The following is a 21302-nucleotide window of genomic DNA, read 5'->3' on the forward strand; positions in this document are numbered from 1 at the left end:
CGACCTGCCCGCACCACCCGCTGCCCGCGCCCCACGGTCAGGCGGCCGGCGGGACGGGCAGCAGCCTCGACGGCCCCCCGTTCAGCAGCCACGGGGGCAGCAGCGACAGCGGGTCCAGATAGGTCCCGCCCCGCAGCAGGCCCCAGTGGACACAGGACGCAGGGCCGCAGTGGGCGCCCGCCTCCAGCGTCCCGACCACCTCGCCCGCGCCCACCTCGTCGCCCGCGCCCACCGAGGCCCGTACCGGCTCGTACGTCGTCCGCAGGTCCGTTCCCCGCACCTCCAGCGAGAGCACGCCCCGGCCCGCCACCCGGCCCGCGAACAGCACCCGGCCGGGGGCCACCGCGCGCACGGGCGAGCCCGGCGGGGCCGCCAGGTCCACTCCCCGGTGCCCGGGGCCGTAGACCGTCGGCGGCGGCTGCCAGCCGCGCAGCACCGGGGGACGGGTGCCGACCGGCCAGGCGCGGGCGAGGGCCGGCACCCGGGGCCCGGGGGCCGTCGGCGGGGCCGGGGGAGGGGCGTCGGCCCAGGCCAGAGGGGTGAGCAGGGCCGCCGCCAGCACCAGCGGCAGGGCCGTCCACAAGGTCACGTAGCGCATGCCGTACACCGTCCCGCACCGCGCCGACCGGGGCCGGAGCCTGTGGACTACTCGCCGGTTGTGGACAGTGCGGTCACCCGGTACTCCGTCGGTCCCGTACACTTCTTCTGGCGATCCGGGTCACCGGGTCGACTTCGCACGCCCCGGTACGGCGGCCGGCAACGGTTCCTACCAAGCGCCCCTCGGTCCTTCGCGGCACGGCGCGTCGCGGGCGTCAGGCGCGACCGCCGTCCGGCGGACGCGGCACAACCGAGAACACCAAGGAGAAACGGCCATGGCCGTCGTCACGATGCGGGAGCTGCTGGAGAGCGGCGTCCACTTCGGTCACCAGACCCGTCGCTGGAACCCGAAGATGAAGCGCTTCATCTTCACCGAGCGCAACGGCATCTACATCATCGACCTGCTCCAGTCGCTGTCGTACATCGACCGCGCCTACGAGTTCGTCAAGGAGACCGTCGCCCACGGCGGCACGGTCATGTTCGTCGGCACGAAGAAGCAGGCGCAGGAGGCCATCGCCGAGCAGGCCACCCGCGTCGGCATGCCCTACGTCAACCAGCGCTGGCTGGGCGGCATGCTCACCAACTTCTCGACCGTCTACAAGCGTCTGCAGCGCCTCAAGGAGCTGGAGCAGATCGACTTCGAGGACGTCGCGGCCTCCGGTCTGACCAAGAAGGAGCTGCTGGTCCTCTCCCGCGAGAAGGCCAAGCTGGAGAAGACCCTCGGCGGTATCCGCGAGATGCAGAAGGTGCCCAGCGCCGTCTGGATCGTGGACACCAAGAAGGAGCACATCGCCGTTGGTGAGGCCCGGAAGCTCAACATTCCGGTCGTCGCGATCCTCGACACCAACTGCGACCCCGACGAGGTCGACTACAAGATCCCGGGCAACGACGACGCGATCCGCTCCGTCACCCTGCTCACCCGTGTGATCGCCGACGCCGTCGCCGAGGGCCTCATCGCCCGTTCCGGCGTGGCCGCCGGTGACAAGGGTGAGAAGGCCGCGGGCGAGCCGCTCGCCGAGTGGGAGCGCGACCTGCTGGAGGGCGAGAAGAAGGCCGAGGAGGCTCCGGCCGCCGACGCCGCTGCCGAGGCTCCGGCCGCCGAGGCCCCCGCCGCGGAGGCCCCCGCCGCGGAGGCCCCCGCCGCCGAGGCGCCGGCCGCCGAGGGCGAGCAGGCCTGACCGTCAGAGTTGATGGCGGGGGCGGCGACATGAAGTCCGCCCCCGCTGTTCACCCGTAGGTCGAGGGCGCGTCGCGGACCCACAGCTACATGGGGAACGCAGATCACCCTGACCTTGGATCTCCCAGACTTCGAGAAAGACTCACAGACTCATGGCGAACTACACCGCCGCCGACGTCAAGAAGCTCCGTGAGCTCACCGGCGCCGGCATGATGGACTGCAAGAAGGCGCTGGACGAGGCCGAGGGCAACGTCGAGAAGGCCGTCGAGGCGCTGCGCATCAAGGGCCAGAAGGGCGTCGCCAAGCGCGAGGGCCGCTCCGCCGAGAACGGCGCCGTGGTCTCCATCATCGCCGACGACAACTCCTCCGGCGTCCTGGTCGAGCTGAAGTGCGAGACGGACTTCGTCGCCAAGGGCGAGAAGTTCCAGGCCGTGGCCAACGCCATCGCCGAGCACGTCGCCAAGACGAGCCCGGCCGACATCGAGGCGCTGCTGGCCTCCGAGATCGAGCCCGGCAAGACCGTCCAGGCGTTCGTGGACGAGGCCAACGCCAACCTCGGCGAGAAGATCGTCCTGGACCGCTTCGCGCAGTTCTCCGACGGCTACGTCACCGCCTACATGCACCGCACCATGCCCGACCTGCCCCCGCAGATCGGTGTCCTGGTCGAGCTCGACAAGCCGAACGCCGAGGTCGCCAAGGGCGTCGCGCAGCACATCGCCGCCTTCGCGCCGAAGTACCTGGCCAAGGAGGACGTGCCGGCGGACGTCGTCGAGTCCGAGCGCCGTATCGCCGAGGAGACCACCCGCGCCGAGGGCAAGCCCGAGGCCGCGATCGCCAAGATCGTCGAGGGTCGTCTGAACGGCTTCTTCAAGGACGCCACGCTGCTCGGCCAGCCGTACGCGCTGGACAACAAGAAGTCGGTCCAGAAGGTTCTGGACGAGGCCGGTGTCACCCTGAAGCGCTTCTCGCGCATCAAGGTCGGCATCTGAGTCCGTACCGCGATCGACGCGCGACCCCAAGGGAATTCCGCGAGGAATTCCCGATAGGGTCGACCGCAGTCGTCCGTCCCCATCGCCACACCCTGGCGTGCGGCGGACGGCAGCAGATCTGACGAGGAGGCCATTGCCGCGCATGGGAGCGAAAAGCGACCCCATCGGCAATGGCCTTCTTCGTATGTGCAACACGTGAAAGAGGCGGGATCCCCCATGACCACCAAGGCCCAGAAGAGCGACGACGGCAAAGTACCCGGCCGGTTTCTGCTGAAGCTGTCCGGAGAGGCCTTCTCCGGTGGCGGGGGCCTGGGCGTCGACCCGGACGTGGTGCACAAGATCGCCCGTGAGATCGCGGCCGTCGTGCGTGACGGCGCCCAGATCGCGGTCGTCATCGGCGGCGGCAACTTCTTCCGCGGCGCCGAACTCCAGCAGCGCGGCATGGACCGCGCCCGCTCCGACTACATGGGCATGCTCGGCACCGTGATGAACTGCCTCGCCCTCCAGGACTTCCTGGAGAAGGAGGGCATCCAGTCCCGCGTGCAGACCGCCATCACCATGGGCCAGGTCGCCGAGCCGTACATCCCGCTGCGCGCCGTGCGCCACCTGGAGAAGGGCCGCGTGGTCATCTTCGGCGCCGGTATGGGCATGCCCTACTTCTCCACCGACACCACCGCCGCCCAGCGCGCCCTGGAGATCGACGCCGAGGCGCTGCTCATGGGCAAGAACGGCGTGGACGGGGTCTACGACTCCGACCCCAAGACCAACCCCGACGCCGTCAAGTTCGACGCGCTCGGCTACGGCGAGGTCATCACCCGGGATCTCAAGGTCGCCGACGCCACCGCCATCACGCTGTGCCGGGACAACAGGCTCCCGATCCTCGTCTTCGAGCTTCTCGCGGAGGGCAATATCGCCCGCGCCGTCAAGGGTGAGAAGATCGGCACGCTGGTGGGTGACCAGGGCAGCCGGGACTGACCCGGGATCAACCCGGCCGGTGATGTGCGGCCCTGTGAGGGGGCCGGACCCCGGCCGGGGGATGGACAATGTCCTGCCGGTCGGGAACCGTGCAGGAAGAAGACGCGACGCAGCCGGCCGCCGACCGACCCAGGAACCGCAGCCGGGCCTTACTCAAGACACGCAGGAGCAAGTGGTGATCGAAGAGACCCTCCTCGAAGCCGAGGAGAAGATGGAGAAGGCCGTCGTGGTCGCCAAGGAGGACTTCGCCGCGATCCGCACCGGCCGTGCGCACCCGGCGATGTTCAACAAGATCGTGGCCGACTACTACGGTGCCCCGACGCCGATCAACCAGCTGGCCTCGTTCTCCGTGCCGGAGCCGCGCATGGCGGTCGTGACCCCGTTCGACAAGAGCGCGCTGCGCAACATCGAGCAGGCGATCCGCGACTCCGACCTGGGCGTCAACCCCAGCAACGACGGCAACATCATCCGGGTGGTGTTCCCCGAGCTGACCGAGGAGCGCCGCCGCGAGTACATCAAGGTCGCCAAGGGCAAGGGCGAGGACGCGAAGGTCTCCATCCGCTCCGTGCGCCGCAAGGCCAAGGACGCCATCGACAAGCTCGTCAAGGACGGCGAGATCGGTGAGGACGAGGGCCGCCGTGCGGAGAAGGACCTCGACGATCTGACGGCGAAGTACGTCGCTCAGGTGGACGAGCTCCTGAAGCACAAGGAAGCGGAGCTGCTCGAAGTCTGATGAGCGACTCTTCCTGGGGGGCGCCGCCACCGGCGGGGCAGGCCGGCTACTGGGGGTCCACCGTGGGCGGGCCCCTCCAGGGGGCTGCCCCGGCGGGTCCCGCGTACGATGCGCCTGAGGCGCAGCAGACTCGCCCCATGCCCATCGTGCCCGACGGCCCCGCGTACGGCGGAGACCAGGACGACGACCGGGGGGCCGCTCGGCTGAGCGGCCCCCCGTTCCGAGACGAGACGTTCCAGGCCCGGGAGCTCCCGGCCGAGACCCAGAACCCGGAGCCCATGTCCGACGTCCCGCAGCCGCCGCCGGCACCGGCACCGCAGAAGAAGAGCGCGGGCCGGGACCTGAGCGCGGCCATAGGGGTCGGCGTCGGGCTCGGTGTGGTGATCGTCGCGTCCCTGTTCATCGTCAAGGCCGTGTTCGTCGGCGTGATAGCGATCGCCGTCGTGGTCGGGCTGTGGGAGCTGACCAGCAGGCTCAAGGAGCGCAAGGAGATCAGGGCGCCGCTCGTGCCGCTCGCGGTGGGCGGCGCGGCCATGGTCGTCGCCGGCTATGTGCGCGGTGCCGAGGGCGCGTGGGTGGCCATGGCCCTCACCGCCCTGGCCACCCTGGTCTGGCGCATGACGGAACGGCCGGAGGGCTACCTCAAGGACGTCACGGCCGGTGTCTTCGCCGCGTTCTACGTGCCCTTCCTGGCCACGTTCGTCGCGCTGCTGCTCGCCGCCGACGACGGTCCCTGGCGGGTGCTGACCTTCCTGCTGCTGACGGTCGTCAGCGACACCGGCGCCTACGCGGTCGGCTGGCGCTTCGGCAAGCACAAGCTCGCCCCGCGCATCAGCCCCGGCAAGACCCGCGAGGGCCTGCTGGGCGCGGTGCTGTTCGCGATGGTGGCGGGCGCGCTGTGCATGCAGTTCCTGATCGACGGCGGAGCCTGGTGGCAGGGCCTGCTGCTGGGTCTCGCGGTCGCGGCCAGCGCCACGCTGGGCGACCTCGGCGAATCCATGATCAAGCGCGACCTGGGCATCAAGGACATGGGCACCTTGCTCCCCGGCCACGGCGGCATCATGGACCGTCTGGACTCGCTGCTGCCCACGGCTCCGGTGGTGTGGCTGCTGCTGGTGGTCTTCGTCGGCTCGGCGTGACTTCGCTCTCCGCCGGCTCCGTGTGAGCGGTACGGCTTCCCGGCCCCCGTCCTGTGTCGCAGCAGGGCGGGGGCCGTCGTCGTAGCGGCGCGTCGTGACCGCGGGGCGGTCCGTACCCGGATGCCGCAGCAGGAATCGGCGGCCCGGTGCCGCGCCCGGCAGACTCCTCACAGGACGGCGGCCGCTCCGCCGCCCGGCGCCGCAGCAGGGAGTGTGCCCGATGCCCCTCGACCCCGCCCCCGCCTCCGCGTCCGTGTGCCCGGCCTCCGTCTCCGTGTGTCCGGCGTCCGGCTCGGTGTCCCCCGCCCGCGTCTCCACCTGCCCAGCGTCCGGTTCGACGTCCCCCGCCGTCCCCAAGCCCCCAGAGCCCGCCGCACCCACGCCTCCGGCTCCCGCCCCCGCCCCCGCCACCGCCCCGCCCGTGCGGTTCTGGCCCGTGGACGATCTGCCCGGGCTCGACCCCGATCCGCTTCTGGACGAGCTGTTGCGTGCGGAGCCCGTCGCCCGGATCCGGCTGCCGTTCGGAGAGGGCTGGGCCTGGCTGGTCACCCGGTACGAGGACGTCCGGTTCGTCACCTCCGACCCGCGCTTCTCCCGGGAACGGGTCGGAGGCCGCGAGGTCACCACCATGCGCCCAGTGCCGGTCGCCTCGCAGACGGCCGGCCTGCAGTACGTCGACCCGCCCCGGCACACCCGGTTGCGCCGGGTCGTCGCCCGCGCGTTCACCGGGCGGAGCATGCGGCGGCTGCGTCCGCTCGCCGAGCGCAGGGCCGCCGAGCTGCTCGACGGGATGGCGAGCGCCGGCGCCCCGGCCGACCTCATGGAGCATCTGCACGGCCCGTTCCCGCTCGCCGTCCTCCGCGACTTCCTCGGCGTGGCCGAGGAGGACCGGCAGGACTGGGCCGCGACCGGCGAGGCCCTGCTGTCGGCGGGCGCGGACTCCGGGGAACGCGCCCGGCAGGCCGCGAGGGCGACCCGGGAGCGGATCGCCGGACTGCTCCGGCGCCGCCGCGAGGAACCCCGCGAGGACCTGGCCGGGGTGCTGGCGCGGGCCGCCGCCGAGGGCGAGATCACCGACGACGAGGCGGTCTCCCTCGCGATCGCCGTCCAGGTCAGCGGCGGCCACGCGGTCCGCAACAACAGCGCCTCTATGATGTACGCGCTGCTCACCCACCCCGCGCGCCTGGACCGGCTGCGCCGCGAGCCGGAGCTGCTGCCCCGGGCCGTGGAGGAGCTGTTCCGCTATGTCCCGCACCGCAACGGCGTCGGCATCCCCCGGATCGCCACCGAGGACGTCGAGGTCGGCGGCCGGCTGATCCGCGCCGGTGACGTGGTCTACAACGCCTATCTGGCCGCCAACCGCGATCCCCGCGCGTTCCCCGACCCCGACGCCCTGGACTTCGACCGGGACCACCTCGCCCACCTGGCCTTCGGCCACGGCCCGCACCACTGCCTGGCCGCCGTCATGGCCCGCATGGAGGCCGAGGTCGTGATCGGAGCCGTCCTCGCCCGCTTCCCCGCCCTCCGGCTGGCCGTGCCTCCCGAGGAGGTCGAGTTCCAGCGCCGGGGCCTGATCCGCGGCCCGAGGACCCTGCCGGTGACCTGGTGAGGACGGGCTTTCCGGGCCACTCCAATGGATCTGCGACACTGGATGCACCATGCCCAAGCCCGGAGAACTCACTTTCGTCGCGCCGCGCGGAGCCAAGAAGCCGCCGCGGCATCTCGCCGACCTCACGCCCGCCGAGCGCAAGGAAGCGGTGGCCGGGATCGGTGAGAAGCCGTTCCGTGCCAAGCAGCTCTCGCAGCACTACTTCGCGCGGTACACGCACGACCCGGAGCAGTGGACCGACATCCCCGCCGGTGCGCGCGCCAAGCTGCAGGAAGCGCTGTTCCCGGAGCTGATGACCGTCGTCCGCCATCTGTCCACCGACGAGGGCACCACCCGCAAGACGCTGTGGCGGCTGTTCGACGGCACGCTGGTGGAGTCGGTGCTGATGCGCTACCCGGACCGGGTGACCATGTGCATCAGCTCGCAGGCCGGCTGCGGCATGAACTGCCCGTTCTGCGCGACCGGGCAGGCGGGACTGGACCGGAACCTGTCCACCGCGGAGATCGTCCACCAGATCGTGGACGGCATGCGGGCGCTGCGCGACGGCGAGGTGCCCGGCGGGCCCGCGCGGCTGTCCAACATCGTCTTCATGGGGATGGGCGAGCCGCTCGCCAACTACAACCGGGTCGTCGGGGCCATCCGGGCGCTCACCGACCCCGCCCCGGACGGGCTCGGGCTCTCCCAGCGCGGGATCACCGTCTCCACCGTCGGCCTGGTCCCGGCCATCCACCGGTTCGCCGACGAGGGCTTCAAGTGCCGGCTGGCGATCTCCCTGCACGCCCCCGACGACGAGCTGCGCGACACCCTCGTCCCCGTGAACACGCGGTGGAAGGTGCGCGAGGTGCTGGACGCCGGTTTCGAGTACACCGAGAGGTCGGGCCGCCGGCTGTCCATCGAGTACGCGCTGATCCGGGACATCAACGACCAGGCGTGGCGCGGCGACCGGCTCGGCCGGCTGCTCAAGGGCAAGCCCGTGCACGTCAACCTCATCCCGCTCAACCCCACTCCGGGGTCGAAGTGGACGGCGTCCCGGCCGGAGGACGAGAAGGCGTTCGTGGAGGCCATCGCCGCCCATGGTGTGGCCGTCACCATCCGGGACACCCGTGGTCAGGAGATCGACGGAGCCTGTGGTCAGCTCGCGGCCACCGAGCGGTAATCTGACCAGGTCCACATATCTTCATATTCCGACAGGGGAGCGCCACAGCGCTGAGAGTGCGGCAACCGGGCCGCAGACCCTCTGAACCTCGCCCAGGTCATTCTGGGTAGGAAGTTCGGTCATCACTCAAGCTGTTGCGCCCTGCCCGGGCCGCCCGCGCGGCGGTCCGGGCAGGGCCGCGTCTCTTCCTGGCCAACCCCCAGGAGGACATCCAGTGCACAACAAGACCCTCGTGGCCGTGGCGGCGGGGCTCGGCCTGCTCGCGCTGTCCGCGTGCGGGGCGACGGACTCCGGGTCGTCCTCGGACCCCAAGACCGTCACCCTCGTCAGCCACGACTCGTGGAACGTCTCCAAGAGCGTCGTCAAGGACTTCGAGAAGCGGTCCGGGTACAAGCTCCGGGTGCTCAAGGACGGCGACGCCGGGCAGGCCGTCAACAAGGCGATCCTGACCAAGGACAACCCGCAGGGCGACGTCTTCTTCGGCGTCGACAACACCCTGCTCTCCCGCGCCCTGGACAACGGACTGTTCCAGCCCTACGAGCCGAAGGGCGCCGGCTCCGTCCGGCCGGAGAACCGCGTCGACCAGGACAAGCACCGGGTCACGCCCGTCGACACCGGCGACATCTGCGTCAACTACGACAAGGCATGGTTCAGCGCGCACAAGCTGACCCCGCCGCGGTCCTTCGCCGACCTCGCCGATCCCGCGTACAAGAACCTCCTCGTCACCGAGAACGCGGCCACCTCCTCGCCGGGCCTCGGCTTCCTGCTCGGCAGCGCCGCGAAGTTCGGCGACCGGGGCTGGCCGGAGTACTGGAAGAAGCTCAAGGCCAACGGCGTGAAGGTCGTCGACGGCTGGGAGCAGGCGTACTACCAGGAGTTCTCCGGCTCCTCCGAGGGCAGGAAGGCCGGCGGCGACCGGCCGCTGGTGGTGTCGTACGCCTCCTCCCCGCCCGCCGAGGTGATCTACGCCAAGAAGCGGCCCGCCACCGCCCCGACCGGGGTGGCCGACGGCACCTGCTTCCGGCAGACCGAGTACGCCGGGCTGCTGAGCAACGCGAAGAACCCCGAGGGCGGCAAGGCACTCCTCGACTTCCTGCTCACCCGGGAGTTCCAGCAGGACATGCCGCTGAACATGTTCGTCTACCCGGTCGTGGAGGGCGCCGCCGTGCCCGCCGACTTCACCGAGTACGGTCCGGCCGCCAAGGACCCCGAGACCCTGGCCCCCGACAAGATCGCCGCCAACCGCGACCAGTGGGTCTCCTCGTGGACGTCGCTCGTACTGAAGTGACCGCCAAGGCGCGGGGCCGGCGCGGGAGCGCGGCGCGGCTCGGGCTGATGGCCCTGCCCGTCGCGTTCTTCGCGCTGTTCTTCGCCTGGCCCGTCGCCGCGATCGTCACCCGCGGGCTGAGGACGGACGGCAGCTGGCAGCTCGGGCGGATCGCGGACGTCGTCACCCGCCCCGACATCCGGCACGTGCTGTGGTTCACCACCTGGCAGGCGCTCGCCTCCACCGCGCTCACCCTGCTGCTCGCCCTGCCCGCCGCCTATGTCTTCGCCCGGCTCGACTTCCCCGGCAGACACGTGCTGCGGGCCGTCGTCACGGTGCCGTTCGTGCTGCCGACCGTCGTCGCCGGCAGCGCCTTCCTCGCCCTGGTCGGGCGGGGCGGCCTGCTGGACGAGCTGTGGGGGGTACGGCTGGACACCACGGTGTGGGCGATCCTGCTCGCCCACGTCTTCTTCAACTACGCGGTCGTCGTCCGCACCGTCGGCGGGCTGTGGGCCCAGCTCGACCCCCGGCAGGAGGAGGCCGCCCGCATGCTGGGCGCCTCGCCGCTCACGGCCTGGCGCCGGGTCACCCTGCCGGCGCTCGGGCCCGCCGTGGCCGCCGCCGCCCTGATGGTGTTCCTGTTCACCTTCACCTCCTTCGGCGTCGTGCAGATCCTCGGCGGCCCCACCTTCTCCACCATCGAGGTGGAGATCTACCGGCAGACCTCCGAGACCTTCGACCTGGGCACGGCCGCCGTCCTCACCCTGGTCCAGTTCGCCGCCGTCGGCGCGATCCTCGCCGTGCACGCCTGGACGGTACGGCGGCGGGAGACCGCGCTGCGCCTGGTCGACGCCTCCGTCACCGCCCGCCGGCCGCGCGGGGCCGGGCAGTGGGCGCTGCTCGCCGCCGTCCTCGCCACCGTCGCCCTGCTGCTGGTGCTGCCGCTCGGTGTCCTCGTCCGCCGCTCCCTCGACGCACCCGGCCTCGGCTACTACCGGGCGCTGACCGACGCGGACGGCGGTACGTTCCTGGTGGCGCCCGTGCACGCGGTGTGGACCTCGCTCCAGTACGCCGTCGCCGCCACCGCCATCGCCGTCGTCATCGGCGGCCTCGCCGCCGCCGCGCTGGCCCGCCGGGACGCCGGACGGCTGGTACGGGGCTTCGACGCGCTGCTGATGCTGCCGCTCGGCGTGTCCGCCGTCACCGTCGGCTTCGGCTTCCTGATCGCCCTCGACGAACCGCCGCTGAACCTGCGCCAGTCCTGGTTCCTGGTGCCGCTCGCCCAGGCCCTCGTCGGCGCCCCCTTCGTCGTACGCACCATGCTGCCCGTGCTGCGCGCGGTGGACGTACGCCTCAGGGAGGCCGCGGCCGTGCTCGGGGCCTCGCCCTGGCGGGTGTGGCGGGAGGTGGACCTGCCACTGGTGCGGCGGGCGCTGCTGGTCGCGGCCGGCTTCGCGTTCGCCGTGTCGCTCGGCGAGTTCGGGGCGACCGTGTTCATCGCCCGGCCCGACAACCCCACGCTGCCGGTCGCCGTGGCCCGGCTGCTCAGCCGCCCCGGCGATCTCAACTACGGCCAGGCGATGGCCCTTTCGACCATTCTGATGGTGGTGTGCGCCGTCGCGCTGCTCGTCCTGGAGCGGCTGCGCACCGACCGGACGGGGGAGTTCTAGATGCTGCTGAGCCTGGATGCCGCGACCGTGCGTTTCGGCGGGCGGGCCGCCCTGGACCGGGTCGGCCTCGAGGTCGCCGAGCACGAGGTGGTGTGTGTGCTCGGGCCCAGCGGCAGCGGGAAGTCGACCCTGCTCCGGGTGGTCGCCGGGCTGCAACCCCTGGACTCCGGGCGGGTGCTGCTCGACGGCCGGGACCAGAACGGGGTGCCCGCGCACCGGCGCGACGTCGGCCTGATGTTCCAGGACCACCAGCTGTTCCCGCAGCGGGACGTCGGCGCCAACGTGGCCTTCGGGCTGCGCATGCACGGCGTCGCCCGGCGCGAACGGGACGCCGAGGTGGGCCGGTTGCTGGACCTGGTCGGTCTGCCGGGGGCCGCGCGGCGGGCCGTGGCCGCCCTGTCCGGCGGTGAGCAGCAGCGCGTGGCCCTCGCCCGGGCGCTCGCCCCCCGGCCCCGGCTGCTCATGCTGGACGAGCCGCTCGGCCAGCTCGACCGCTCGCTGCGCGAACGCCTCGTGGTGGAACTGCGGGAGCTGTTCGGCCGGCTGGGCACCACCGTGCTCGCCGTGACCCACGACCAGGGCGAGGCGTTCGCGCTGGCCGACCGGGTGGTGGTGATGCGCGACGGGCGGATCGCGCAGTCCGGGACGCCCGTCGAGGTGTGGCAGCGGCCCGCCGACGCGTTCGTGGCCCGCTTCCTCGGCTTCGAGAACGTGGTGCCGGCGACGGTCGCCGGCACGGCCGCCGACAGCCCCTGGGGCAAACTGCCGGTGCCCGACGGCTCGGCACAGGGCGGCCGTACGGTCCTGGTCCGCCCGGCCGGGGTCCGGCTGGTTCCCGCCGACCAGGGCCTGTCCTGCACGGTGACCGCCCGCACGTTCAAGGGCTCCCATGTGGCCGTCCACCTCCAGCCGGCGGACGGCCCGCGGCTGGAGGCGGCCTGCGCGCTGCGGGACGCGCCCGAGCCCGGCGCCTCGGTCGGCGTGGAGTTCGACGCGGCGGAAATCGCCGTACTGGACTGATCGTTCGCCCTAGGGTGAGGCCATGTCCGTACTCACCCATGACCGCTACTGCGACGAGATCACCCACCAGGTCGGCCGGTTGAGGGCCGTGGTGACCTCCGGCGCCGACCTGTCCGCGACCGTGCCGACCTGCCCCGACTGGTCGCTGGAGGACCTCGTACGGCACCTGGGCGGCGCCCTGCGCTGGGTGGACGCCCTGGTGCGCGGCCGGGCCCGGGAGAACATCCCGGACGAGCGGGTCCCGCTGTTCGGCGGGCCGGAGCGGCGCGGGGACGCGGCGGCGCTGGACGCCTGGCTCGCGGACGCCGGGGAGCGGGTCGTCGGCGCGCTGCGCGAGGCCGGCCCGGACGCCGGGGTGTGGAGCTGGGGCTGGGCGCCGACCGCCGGTTTCTGGGCCCGCCGGATGACGCACGAGATCACCGTGCACCGCGCCGACGCCACGCTCGCCGCCGGACTGCCCTACGAGGTCGCGCCGGACGTCGCGGCGGACGCGCTGGACGAGTGGTTCCAGGTCGTGGAGTGGGTGCAGCGCAACACGGCCGACGAGCGGGCGCGCGAGCTGCGCGGGCCCGGCCGCTCCCTCCACCTGCACGCCACCGACGCCGACCCGGCCCTGAACGCCGAATGGCTCGTCGAGCTGGGCCCGGACGGTGTGCGCTGGCGGCGCGGGCACGAGAAGGCCACGGTCGCCCTGCGCGGCCCGCTCACCTCCGTGCTGCTCGCCTTCTACCGCCGGCTGCCGCTGGACGGCCCGGGTCTGGAGGTGCTGGGCGACCGGGAGCTGCTGGAGTTCTGGCTGGAGCGGGCCACGTTCGGCTGAGACCGGCGCCGGGGCCCAGCCGCCGCATGCCGAACCGGACCGCGCCCCGCCCCGCCGCCCGGGCGGGCTCCGTGACGGAGTGCCGGGGGCAGCGGCCGCGGCTCAGCGGCTCAGGGGCAGGGCCGACAGCGCGGCGATCACCAGGACGAGCGGGCCGAACAGGGCCGGCAGGACGGCGGCGCGCAGCGCGGCGGCCCCGCGCAGCAGGGCGGGACGCGCGCCCAGGCGGAGCAGCGCCGCGGTGGTGCCCGCGCGGTACTGGCGGGCCTCCACGGCCGAGGTGAGCAGGGTGCCGAGGGTGGCGCCGCCGACGACGAGCGCGCCCAGGGCGGACAGCGGGCCGAAGGCCGGGGCCGGGCCGCCGGACAGCGCGGTCAGGGCGCACCCGGCCGACGCCACCGTGCAGACCACACCGAGGGGACGGCCGATCCGGGCGGCCTCCGCCATCAGGCCCCGGCCGGCCAGCAGCCGCAGCACACCCGGCCGCCCGGCCTGGAGGAGCCTGCCGCACAGGTGGGTGAGGCCGGGACCGGCCAGCACCAGGCCGACGCCGGTGAGGAGCCAGCCGAGGAGGACGGCGAGGTCGGGGGCGGACCGGCCGGCGTAGGCCTGCGCGGCCAGCCCGGCGGTGACGAGGGCGACACCCCAGGGCAGGCCGGCGGGGGACCCGGCCCGGATGTCCGGGACCGGCGGTTCGGGTGCGCTCTCCGGCGCCGGACGGTCGCCGTCCGTCTCCAGGAGAGCCGCCGCCGCGGCCGTCGCGGTACGCCCTTCCCCGGCCGCCGCGGTGCGGCCGTCGCCGGCCGCCACACCACGGCTGTTCCCGGCCGCCACGCCACGGCCGTCCCCGGGCGCCGAGGGGAGCCGGATCCCGAACCTGCCGTACGCCCCGAAGGTCTCCGGGCCGGCCGGGCCGCCCAAGGCGCCGAACCGGCCGAACCGCCGCACGGTCCGGGCCGGTGGGCGGGGATCGCGCGGCCGGAGCGCCACGGCCACCGCCGCCGTCGCCGTGACCGGGAGCACGGTCAGCAGGGTCACGGCCGCCGGGACCGGGAGGGGCAGGCCGGCGGCCAGGAGCCCGGCCGCCGCGCCGTCGAACGGCAGGCCGGTGAGGTCGCCGCGCAGATGCAGGAAGAACAGCAGGGCCAGCAGCGAGCCCAGGGAGCACGACAGGGCCGTGGTCAGCGCCGAGACGGCCATGAGCCGGGCCGGGCCGAGCCCTACGGCGGACAGGCCGGGACGCGGCCGGGTGCCGGGGTCGGTGCGGGCCACCGCGAGCGCCAGGTACACCGTGGCGGCGAGCGGCGCCGCACACCAGGCCAGGCGCAGCGCGGCGGCGTCGGCGGCCTCCGGGTGGGCCAGGGCGTGACCGAGGCTGGACAGCAGCAGTAGGCCGGTGCCCGCCGAGGCCGCGGCCACCAGCAGGCGGCGCAGCTGGACGGCGGGCCGGGCGGCGCGGGTCAGACGGAGAGCGAGCACGCGGCCCGGCCTTCCGCGTCGGGGACGTCCGGCAGGTGCACGGTGTGCACGCGCCGCCCGTCCAGCAGGGCCACCGTACGGTCGGCGAGGGCGGCGGTGTCGGGGTCGTGGGTGGCGAGGACGACCGTGATGCCGTGCGAGCGGGCGGCCGTGGCCAGGGTGCGCAGCACCTGGGTGCGGTCGGCGTGGTGCAGGGGCGCGGTCGGCTCGTCGGCGAACAGGACCTCGGGGCCGGGGGCGAGCGCGCGGGCGATGGCGACGCGCTGGCGCTCGGCGTGCCGCAGCGCGCGCGGCCGGCAGCGGGCCCGGTCGCCGACGTCCAGGCGCTTCAGCCACTCCAGCGCGGACACCTTGGCCCGGCGGCGGCCGGCGCCGCGCAGCATCATCGGGAGGGCGGCGTTCTCCCAGACGCTCAGCTCGGGGACGAGGACGGGCTCGGGGTCGATCCAGCCGAAGCGTTCCCGGCACAGCCGCTCGCGGGCGGCGGGGCCGAGGGTGTGCAGGGGGGAGCTGTTGAACCAGACCTCGCCGGAGCGTACCGGCAGCAGGCCGGACAGACAGCGCAGCAGGGTGGTCTTGCCGCTGCCGCGGGGTCCGTTGACGGCGAGGATCTCACCCTGGCGCACGCCGAGCGAGATCCCGGCCAGACCGGGGGAGCCGTCGCGGTGCGTGAAGTGCAGGGAGCGTGCCCAGAGCACGTCGTTGTCCGGTGGGGCCTCCATGGCGTACACCTCGGTTCTGATCCGTTTTCCCGTGCTTCGTTCCCCCGTCCGGGGGAACGAAGGCTGGGCCGATCGGTCACTGGCACGCTAGGCAGGTCCCGGACGGGAGCCCGGACAGCACGCGGCCCCGGGCCGCCGTTCTCACTCGAACGGACGGGCACCGGGGCCGGCTCGGTCATCCGGTCGGATGATCAGAGCTTGGTCCACGCCTCCGTGAGGGTGGCCCGCAGGATCTGCTCGATCTCGTCGAAGGTCTCCTGGGTGGAGATCAGCGGCGGGGCGAGCTGGATGACCGGGTCGCCACGGTCGTCGGCACGGCAGTACAGGCCGTTGTCGAACAGCGCCTTGGAGAGGAAGCCGTACAGGACGCGCTCGGTCTCCTCGTCGTTGAAGGACTCCTTGGTGTTCTTGTCCTTCACCAGCTCGATGCCGTAGAAGAAGCCGTTGCCGCGGACGTCGCCGACGATCGGCAGGTCGTGCAGCTTCTGCAGGGTCTGCAGGAAGGCGCCTTCGTTGTCCAGCACGTGCTGGTTGAGGTTCTCCCGCTCGAACAGGTCGAGGTTGGCCAGGCCCACCGCGGCGGAGACCGGGTGGCCGCCGAAGGTGTAGCCGTGCAGGAAGGTGTTGTCGCCCTTGTAGAACGGCTCGGCGAGGCGGTCGGAGATGATGCAGGCGCCGATCGGGGAGTAGCCCGAGGTCATGCCCTTGGCGCAGGTGATCATGTCCGGGACGTAGCCGAACTTGTCGCAGGCGAACGTCGTGCCGAGGCGGCCGAAGGCGCAGATGACCTCGTCCGACACCAGCAGGACGTCGTACTTGTCACAGATCTCGCGCACCCGCTGGAAGTAGCCGGGGGGCGGCGGGAAGCAGCCGCCGGCGTTCTGCACCGGCTCCAGGAAGACCGCGGCGACGGTGTCCGGGCCCTCGAAGAGGATCTGCTGCTCGATCTGGTCGGCGGCCCAGCGGCCGAAGGCGACCGGGTCGTCGCCGAAGAGCGGCGCGCGGTAGATGTTGGTGTTCGGCACCTTGTGCGCGCCCGGCACCAGCGGCTCGAAGGGGGCCTTCAGGGCCGGCAGGCCGGTGATGGACAGGGCGCCCTGCGGGGTGCCGTGGTAGGCGACCGCGCGGGAGATGACCTTGTGCTTGGTGGGCTTGCCGGTCAGCTTGAAGTACTGCTTGGCGAGCTTCCAGGCGGTCTCGACGGCCTCGCCGCCGCCGGTGGTGAAGAAGACCTTGTTCAGGTCACCGGGGGCCTCGTCGGCCAGGCGCTCGGCCAGCTCCACGGCCTTCGGGTGGGCGTAGGACCACACCGGGAAGAAGGCCAGTTCCTGGGCCTGCTTGGCGGCGGTCTCGGCGAGTTCCGTGCGGCCGTGACCGGCCTGGACCACGAACAGACCCGCGAGACCGTCGAGGTAGCGCTTGCCCTTGTCGTCGTAGATGTAGGTGCCCTCACCCCGGACGATGGTCGGGACGGGGGAGTTCTCGTACGAGGACATGCGGGTGAAGTGCATCCACAGGTGGTCGTACGCGGTGCGGCTGAGGTCCTTGGTGCTCACGGTTATCGGGTCCTCACGGTTATCGGGTTCCCCACATGTAGGTCTGCTTCTTGAGCTTCAGGTAGACGAAGCTCTCGGTGGAGCGCACCCCGGGCAGGGCCCGGATGCGTTTGTTGATGACGTCCAGCAGGTGGTCGTCGTCCTCGCAGACGATCTCGGCGAGGATGTCGAACGAGCCCGCGGTCATCACCACGTACTCGACTTCCGACATGTCAGTCAGCGCGTCCGCGATCGACTCGACATCGCCCTCGACATTGATCCCGACCATCGCCTGCCGGCGGAAGCCCACGGTCAGCGGGTCCGTGACGGCGACGATCTGCATCACGCCCTGGTCCAGCAGCTTCTGCACGCGCTGGCGCACGGCCGCCTCGGACAGGCCGACGGCCTTGCCGATCGCGGCGTACGGCCGGCGGCCGTCCTCCTGGAGCTGCTGGATGATGGCGAGGGAGACGGCGTCCAGCTGGGGACTGTTGCCGTTCCTGGACTCGCGGGACGAGTCCCTCTGGTCTGCGCTTCGACTGGCCACGACCTCACTGTGCACCAGGTCTCGACAGTTTTGCAAGGCCCGATCGATGAAATCCGTTGTTTGAGAGACGCGACCTTGCGGATTTCGCAGATCCGATGCCGGTGGGGGTGTTGAAAACGTGGGTACGGCGATTAGGGTGGGTGTCTCAGCGATTGGACAGCCAGAACCAGATCAGGAGGCCGGCAGTGAGCACCGAGCTGCGTCGTCTGCGCAACTACATCGACGGTGAGTTCCGGGACGCCGCCGACGGACGGACCACCGAGGTGGTCAACCCCGCGACGGGCGAGGCGTACGCGACCGCGCCGCTGTCCGGGCAGGCGGACGTCGACGCCGCCATGGAGGCCGCCGCCCGCGCCTTCCCGGCCTGGCGTGACACCACGCCCGCCGAGCGGCAGAAGGCCCTCCTGAAGATCGCCGACGCGTTCGAGGAGCGCGCCGAGGAACTGATCGCGGCCGAGGTGGAGAACACGGGCAAGCCCATCGGGCTGACCCGCTCCGAGGAGATCCCGCCGATGGTCGACCAGATCCGCTTCTTCGCGGGCGCGGCCCGGATGCTGGAGGGCCGCTCGGCCGGCGAGTACATGGAGGGGATGACCTCGATCATCCGCCGTGAGCCGGTCGGCGTCTGCGCGCAGGTCGCGCCGTGGAACTACCCGATGATGATGGCCGTGTGGAAGTTCGCCCCGGCCATCGCGGCGGGCAACACCGTCGTGCTGAAGCCCTCGGACACCACCCCCGCCTCCACGGTCCTGATGGCCGAGATCATCGGCTCGGTCCTGCCCAAGGGCGTCTTCAACGTCATCTGCGGCGACCGCGACACCGGCCGGATGATGGTCGAGCACGACACCCCCGCGATGGCCTCCATCACCGGCTCCGTGCGCGCCGGCATGTCCGTCGCCGAGTCCGCCTCCAAGGACCTCAAGCGGGTCCACCTGGAGCTGGGTGGCAAGGCCCCGGTCGTGGTCTTCGAGGACACCGACATCGCCAAGGCCGTCGAGGACATCTCCGTGGCGGGCTTCTTCAACGCCGGCCAGGACTGTACGGCCGCGACCCGCGTCCTCGTCCACGAGTCCATCCACGACGAGTTCGTGGCCGCGCTCGCCAAGGCCGCGGCCGAGACCAAGACCGGGCAGCCGGACGACGAGGACGTGCTGTACGGCCCGCTGAACAACCCCAACCAGCTCCAGCAGGTCTCCGGCTTCATCGACCGCCTCCCGGCCCACGCCAAGGTCGAGGCGGGCGGCCAGCGGGTCGGCGACAAGGGCTACTTCTACGCCCCGACCGTCGTCTCCGGCCTCAAGCAGGACGACGAGATCGTCCAGAACGAGGTCTTCGGCCCGGTCATCACCGTCCAGTCCTTCACCGACGAGGACCAGGCCGTCGAGTACGCCAACGGCGTCCAGTACGCCCTCGCGTCCTCGGTGTGGACCAAGGACCACGCCCGCGCGATGCGCATGTCCAAGCGGCTCGACTTCGGCTGCGTGTGGATCAACACCCACATCCCGCTGGTCGCCGAGATGCCCCACGGCGGCTTCAAGAAGTCCGGCTACGGCAAGGACCTGTCCGCGTACGGCTTCGAGGACTACACGCGCATCAAGCACGTGATGACGTCCCTGGACGCGTAAGCGGCGCACCCGGCGGCGCGGCCCCGGACGGATTCCCCTTCCCGTCCGGGGCCGCGCCGTCTTCTCATTCCCCGGCGACGAACTCCAGCTCGTCACCGGACAGTTCGAGGTGCGCGGCCCGCTCCCAGTCCGCCGTCTGGTCCGGCCTGCGGGCGCCCGCGATCGCGCCCGTCACGCCCCGGCGGGCCAGCACCCAGGCGATCGCGACCGCCCCCGCCGTCGTACCGTGCTCCCGCGCGACCGTGCGCAGCCGGTCCACCGTACGGAGGTTGGCGTCCAGGTCCGTGGTGAAGTCCGGGTGCGTGCGGCGCCAGTCGGACGGATCCAGGGTCTCCAGCCGCTGCCGGGTGAAGGCCCCGGTGAGCAGGCCCGAGTGGAGCGGCTGGTAGGCGATCACACCGGTGCCGTGGCCGGCGGCCCAGTCGATCTCCGGCTCGGCCGAGCGGTTCAGGAGGGACAGCGGCGGCTGGATCGCGTCGACCGGGGCGATCCGCCGCGCCCGCTCCAGCAGCTCGGGGCCGTGGTTGGACAGTCCGATCGCGCGCACCTTGCCCTCGGCCTTCAGATCGGCCATCACCTGCCAGTACTCCTCCAGTGCGGTGGCCCGCGCGTCCCCGGGCGGCTCGGTGCCGTCCCAGTTCAGGGCCGCGCCGGTGTCCGGCCAGTGCACCTGGTACAGGTCGATCACCTCCACGCCGAGCCGGCGCAACGAGTCCTCGACCTCACGCCGTACGCTGTCCGGCCGCATGATCCGCCGGGGCGCCGCCGACGGGTTCGCCGGGTCCCACACCAGGCCCGCCTTGGTGAACACATACGGCCGGTCGGCCTCCGGCAGGGCGGCCAGCGCCTTGCCGACCACCTCCTCCGAGTGCCCGAGCCCGTACACGGCGGCCGTGTCGATCCAGTTGACACCCAGCTCGACCGCCCTGTGCACGGTCGCGACGGAGTGCGCGTCATCCTGCGTGCCCCACGAGAACCGCCAGCCGTCGCCGCCGAACGACCAGGCGCCGAGCCCGATCACGGAGATGTCGAGACCGGAGGAGCCGAGGGGGCGGAGGGGGAGAGTCATCGTCGTACGTCCTTGCTCGCGTTGGCTGTTCGCTGACGTCCACCACCCTGCGCGCCCCGCCGGCGGCCCGGCAGGCACGGCTTTGAGGGGGGAAAGAGTTGACCACCCTCGCGCGCCCCGGACCCGGGATACTCGGGGACATGACGGCAATCGGCGAACGACGCACCGAACTGAGCCAGTTCCTCAGGTCCCGGCGGGCCCGGCTCACCCCGGCCGACGTCGGCCTGACCGCGTACGGGCCGCGGCGCGTGCCCGGACTGCGGCGCGAGGAGCTGGCTCAGCTCGCGGGAGTGAGCGTCGAGTACTACGTACGGCTGGAGCAGGGCCGCAACCCGCATGTGTCGGACGGCGTCCTGGACGCCGTCGGCCGCGCCCTGCGGCTGGACGCGGACGAGCGGGCCTACCTGCGCGGCCTGGCTCGCCCCGACCGGGCCCGCCCGGACGCGGCCCCGGCCGCCGAGGCGGTACGGCCCGCCCTGCGCCGGCTGGTCGACGCCCAGCCCGGCCCCGCCTACGTCTGCGGCCACCTCACCCAGGTGCTCGCCTGGAACCCGCTCGCCGCCGCCGTCTTCGGCGACTTCGGCGAGCTGCCGCCCGAGCGGCGGACCTTCGCCCACCTGGTCTTCCTCGACGAGCGCTACCGGGCCCTGCTCGGCGACAGCCTGCCGGCGAAGGCGGAGGCGACCGTGGCCTTCCTGCGGATGGGCGTCGGCCGCTACCCCGACGACCCCGCCCTCGCCTCCCTCATCGGGACGCTCGCCATGAAGAGCGAGGAGTTCGCCACGCTGTGGGCCCGGCAGGACGTTCGGGACAAGGGCCCCGGCCGGCACACCCTGCGCCATCCCCTGGTCGGCGCCCTCGCCCTGGACTTCGAGGTGCTGCACACCCCGGAACCCGGCCAGGTGCTGGTCAGCTATCTGCCGGCGCCGGGGACCGGGGCCGAGGAGGCACTGGGGCTGGTGGGAAGCTGGGGAGCGGACGGTGCCCGGAGCGGGCCGGCCGGGTGGGGAGCGGACGGCGCCTGAACCGGGGCGGCCGGGCGGGTGACCGGCTGAACGGGCCCGGCGGGTGGGGGAGCCGGCGGGCCCCGGCGCGGTGATCGACAACGTGTCGGACCGGCGCCGGACGGCTCGACGCAGCGTCGATTGTGGCTCCGGGCGACGAAACGGCATG

19 protein-coding genes are annotated in these 21302 nt (G+C 72.4%); 13 read left to right on the plus strand and 6 right to left on the minus strand.

What is annotated here, in order from left to right; translation table 11 throughout:
- Nucleotides 1–37: 37 nt before the first annotated feature.
- On the minus strand, nucleotides 38–598 hold the full coding sequence (locus IE251_RS30445; RefSeq protein WP_189756193.1) for a M23 family metallopeptidase: 561 nt from the start codon (nucleotides 596–598) through the stop codon (nucleotides 38–40).
- A 274-nt stretch (nucleotides 599–872) separates the two neighbouring features.
- Between IE251_RS30445 and rpsB the strand changes: the two genes are divergently transcribed.
- From rpsB to IE251_RS30500, 11 genes are all read left to right on the plus strand, one after another.
- On the plus strand, nucleotides 873–1775 hold the full coding sequence (rpsB, locus tag IE251_RS30450; RefSeq protein WP_189756194.1) for a 30S ribosomal protein S2: 903 nt from the start codon (nucleotides 873–875) through the stop codon (nucleotides 1773–1775).
- A gap of 151 nt (nucleotides 1776–1926) precedes the next feature.
- Entirely contained in the window at nucleotides 1927–2763 is an 837-nt protein-coding gene (gene tsf, locus IE251_RS30455; protein WP_189756195.1) for a translation elongation factor Ts, read from the plus strand.
- 216 nt (nucleotides 2764–2979) lie between these two features.
- On the plus strand, nucleotides 2980–3738 hold the full coding sequence (pyrH, locus tag IE251_RS30460) for a UMP kinase (protein ID WP_189756196.1): 759 nt from the start codon (nucleotides 2980–2982) through the stop codon (nucleotides 3736–3738).
- A gap of 175 nt (nucleotides 3739–3913) precedes the next feature.
- Nucleotides 3914–4471 (plus strand): ribosome recycling factor, encoded by a 558-nt coding sequence (gene frr / locus IE251_RS30465; RefSeq protein WP_030785071.1) that lies wholly within the window; start codon nucleotides 3914–3916, stop codon nucleotides 4469–4471.
- Nucleotides 4471–5610, plus strand: coding sequence for a phosphatidate cytidylyltransferase (locus IE251_RS30470; RefSeq protein WP_189756197.1), 1140 nt, complete (start codon nucleotides 4471–4473; stop codon nucleotides 5608–5610). The genes frr and IE251_RS30470 overlap by 1 nt, the downstream gene beginning before the upstream one ends.
- 436 nt (nucleotides 5611–6046) lie before the next feature.
- A complete protein-coding gene (locus IE251_RS30475; protein ID WP_189756279.1) occupies nucleotides 6047–7219 on the plus strand; it encodes a cytochrome P450 in 1173 nt (390 codons plus the stop codon).
- A gap of 49 nt (nucleotides 7220–7268) precedes the next feature.
- On the plus strand, nucleotides 7269–8375 hold the full coding sequence (gene rlmN / locus IE251_RS30480; RefSeq protein WP_189756198.1) for a dual-specificity RNA methyltransferase RlmN: 1107 nt from the start codon (nucleotides 7269–7271) through the stop codon (nucleotides 8373–8375).
- A gap of 214 nt (nucleotides 8376–8589) precedes the next feature.
- Nucleotides 8590–9663, plus strand: coding sequence for a thiamine ABC transporter substrate-binding protein (locus IE251_RS30485; protein ID WP_189756199.1), 1074 nt, complete (start codon nucleotides 8590–8592; stop codon nucleotides 9661–9663).
- A gap of 47 nt (nucleotides 9664–9710) precedes the next feature.
- Nucleotides 9711–11312: an ABC transporter permease gene (locus IE251_RS30490; protein WP_189756280.1), complete on the plus strand. Its 1602-nt coding sequence runs from the start codon at nucleotides 9711–9713 to the stop codon at nucleotides 11310–11312.
- Nucleotides 11313–12332: an ABC transporter ATP-binding protein gene (locus IE251_RS30495; protein ID WP_189756200.1), complete on the plus strand. Its 1020-nt coding sequence runs from the start codon at nucleotides 11313–11315 to the stop codon at nucleotides 12330–12332.
- A 22-nt stretch (nucleotides 12333–12354) separates the two neighbouring features.
- Nucleotides 12355–13152, plus strand: a complete 798-nt coding sequence (locus tag IE251_RS30500) for a maleylpyruvate isomerase family mycothiol-dependent enzyme (RefSeq protein WP_189756201.1) — start codon at nucleotides 12355–12357, stop codon at nucleotides 13150–13152.
- A gap of 102 nt (nucleotides 13153–13254) precedes the next feature.
- Here IE251_RS30500 and IE251_RS30505 read toward each other — a convergent pair whose 3' ends face one another.
- The 4 genes from IE251_RS30505 to IE251_RS30520 form a co-directional block, all read right to left on the minus strand.
- Nucleotides 13255–14631, minus strand: a complete 1377-nt coding sequence (locus IE251_RS30505; RefSeq protein ID WP_189756202.1) for a hypothetical protein — start codon at nucleotides 14629–14631, stop codon at nucleotides 13255–13257.
- Complete coding sequence (locus IE251_RS30510; RefSeq protein ID WP_189756203.1) at nucleotides 14613–15353, minus strand: ABC transporter ATP-binding protein; 741 nt, start codon at nucleotides 15351–15353, stop codon at nucleotides 14613–14615. Before IE251_RS30510 ends, IE251_RS30505 begins: the two co-directional genes overlap by 19 nt.
- A gap of 191 nt (nucleotides 15354–15544) precedes the next feature.
- Nucleotides 15545–16909 (minus strand): aspartate aminotransferase family protein, encoded by a 1365-nt coding sequence (locus IE251_RS30515; RefSeq protein ID WP_189756204.1) that lies wholly within the window; start codon nucleotides 16907–16909, stop codon nucleotides 15545–15547.
- Nucleotides 16910–16928: 19 nt separating this feature from the next.
- Entirely contained in the window at nucleotides 16929–17450 is a 522-nt protein-coding gene (locus IE251_RS30520; RefSeq protein ID WP_030785039.1) for an Lrp/AsnC family transcriptional regulator, read from the minus strand.
- A gap of 170 nt (nucleotides 17451–17620) precedes the next feature.
- Between IE251_RS30520 and IE251_RS30525 the strand changes: the two genes are divergently transcribed.
- On the plus strand, nucleotides 17621–19060 hold the full coding sequence (locus IE251_RS30525; protein ID WP_189756205.1) for a gamma-aminobutyraldehyde dehydrogenase: 1440 nt from the start codon (nucleotides 17621–17623) through the stop codon (nucleotides 19058–19060).
- A gap of 64 nt (nucleotides 19061–19124) precedes the next feature.
- On the opposite strand, the gene IE251_RS30530 is transcribed toward IE251_RS30525, so the two are convergent.
- Complete coding sequence (locus tag IE251_RS30530) at nucleotides 19125–20129, minus strand: aldo/keto reductase (protein ID WP_189756206.1); 1005 nt, start codon at nucleotides 20127–20129, stop codon at nucleotides 19125–19127.
- A 140-nt stretch (nucleotides 20130–20269) separates the two neighbouring features.
- Between IE251_RS30530 and IE251_RS30535 the strand changes: the two genes are divergently transcribed.
- Nucleotides 20270–21154: a helix-turn-helix transcriptional regulator gene (locus IE251_RS30535; protein ID WP_189756207.1), complete on the plus strand. Its 885-nt coding sequence runs from the start codon at nucleotides 20270–20272 to the stop codon at nucleotides 21152–21154.
- Nucleotides 21155–21302: the final 148 nt, after the last annotated feature.

Source organism: Streptomyces eurythermus (genome assembly GCF_014649115.1).
GTDB lineage: Bacteria > Actinomycetota > Actinomycetes > Streptomycetales > Streptomycetaceae > Streptomyces > Streptomyces eurythermus.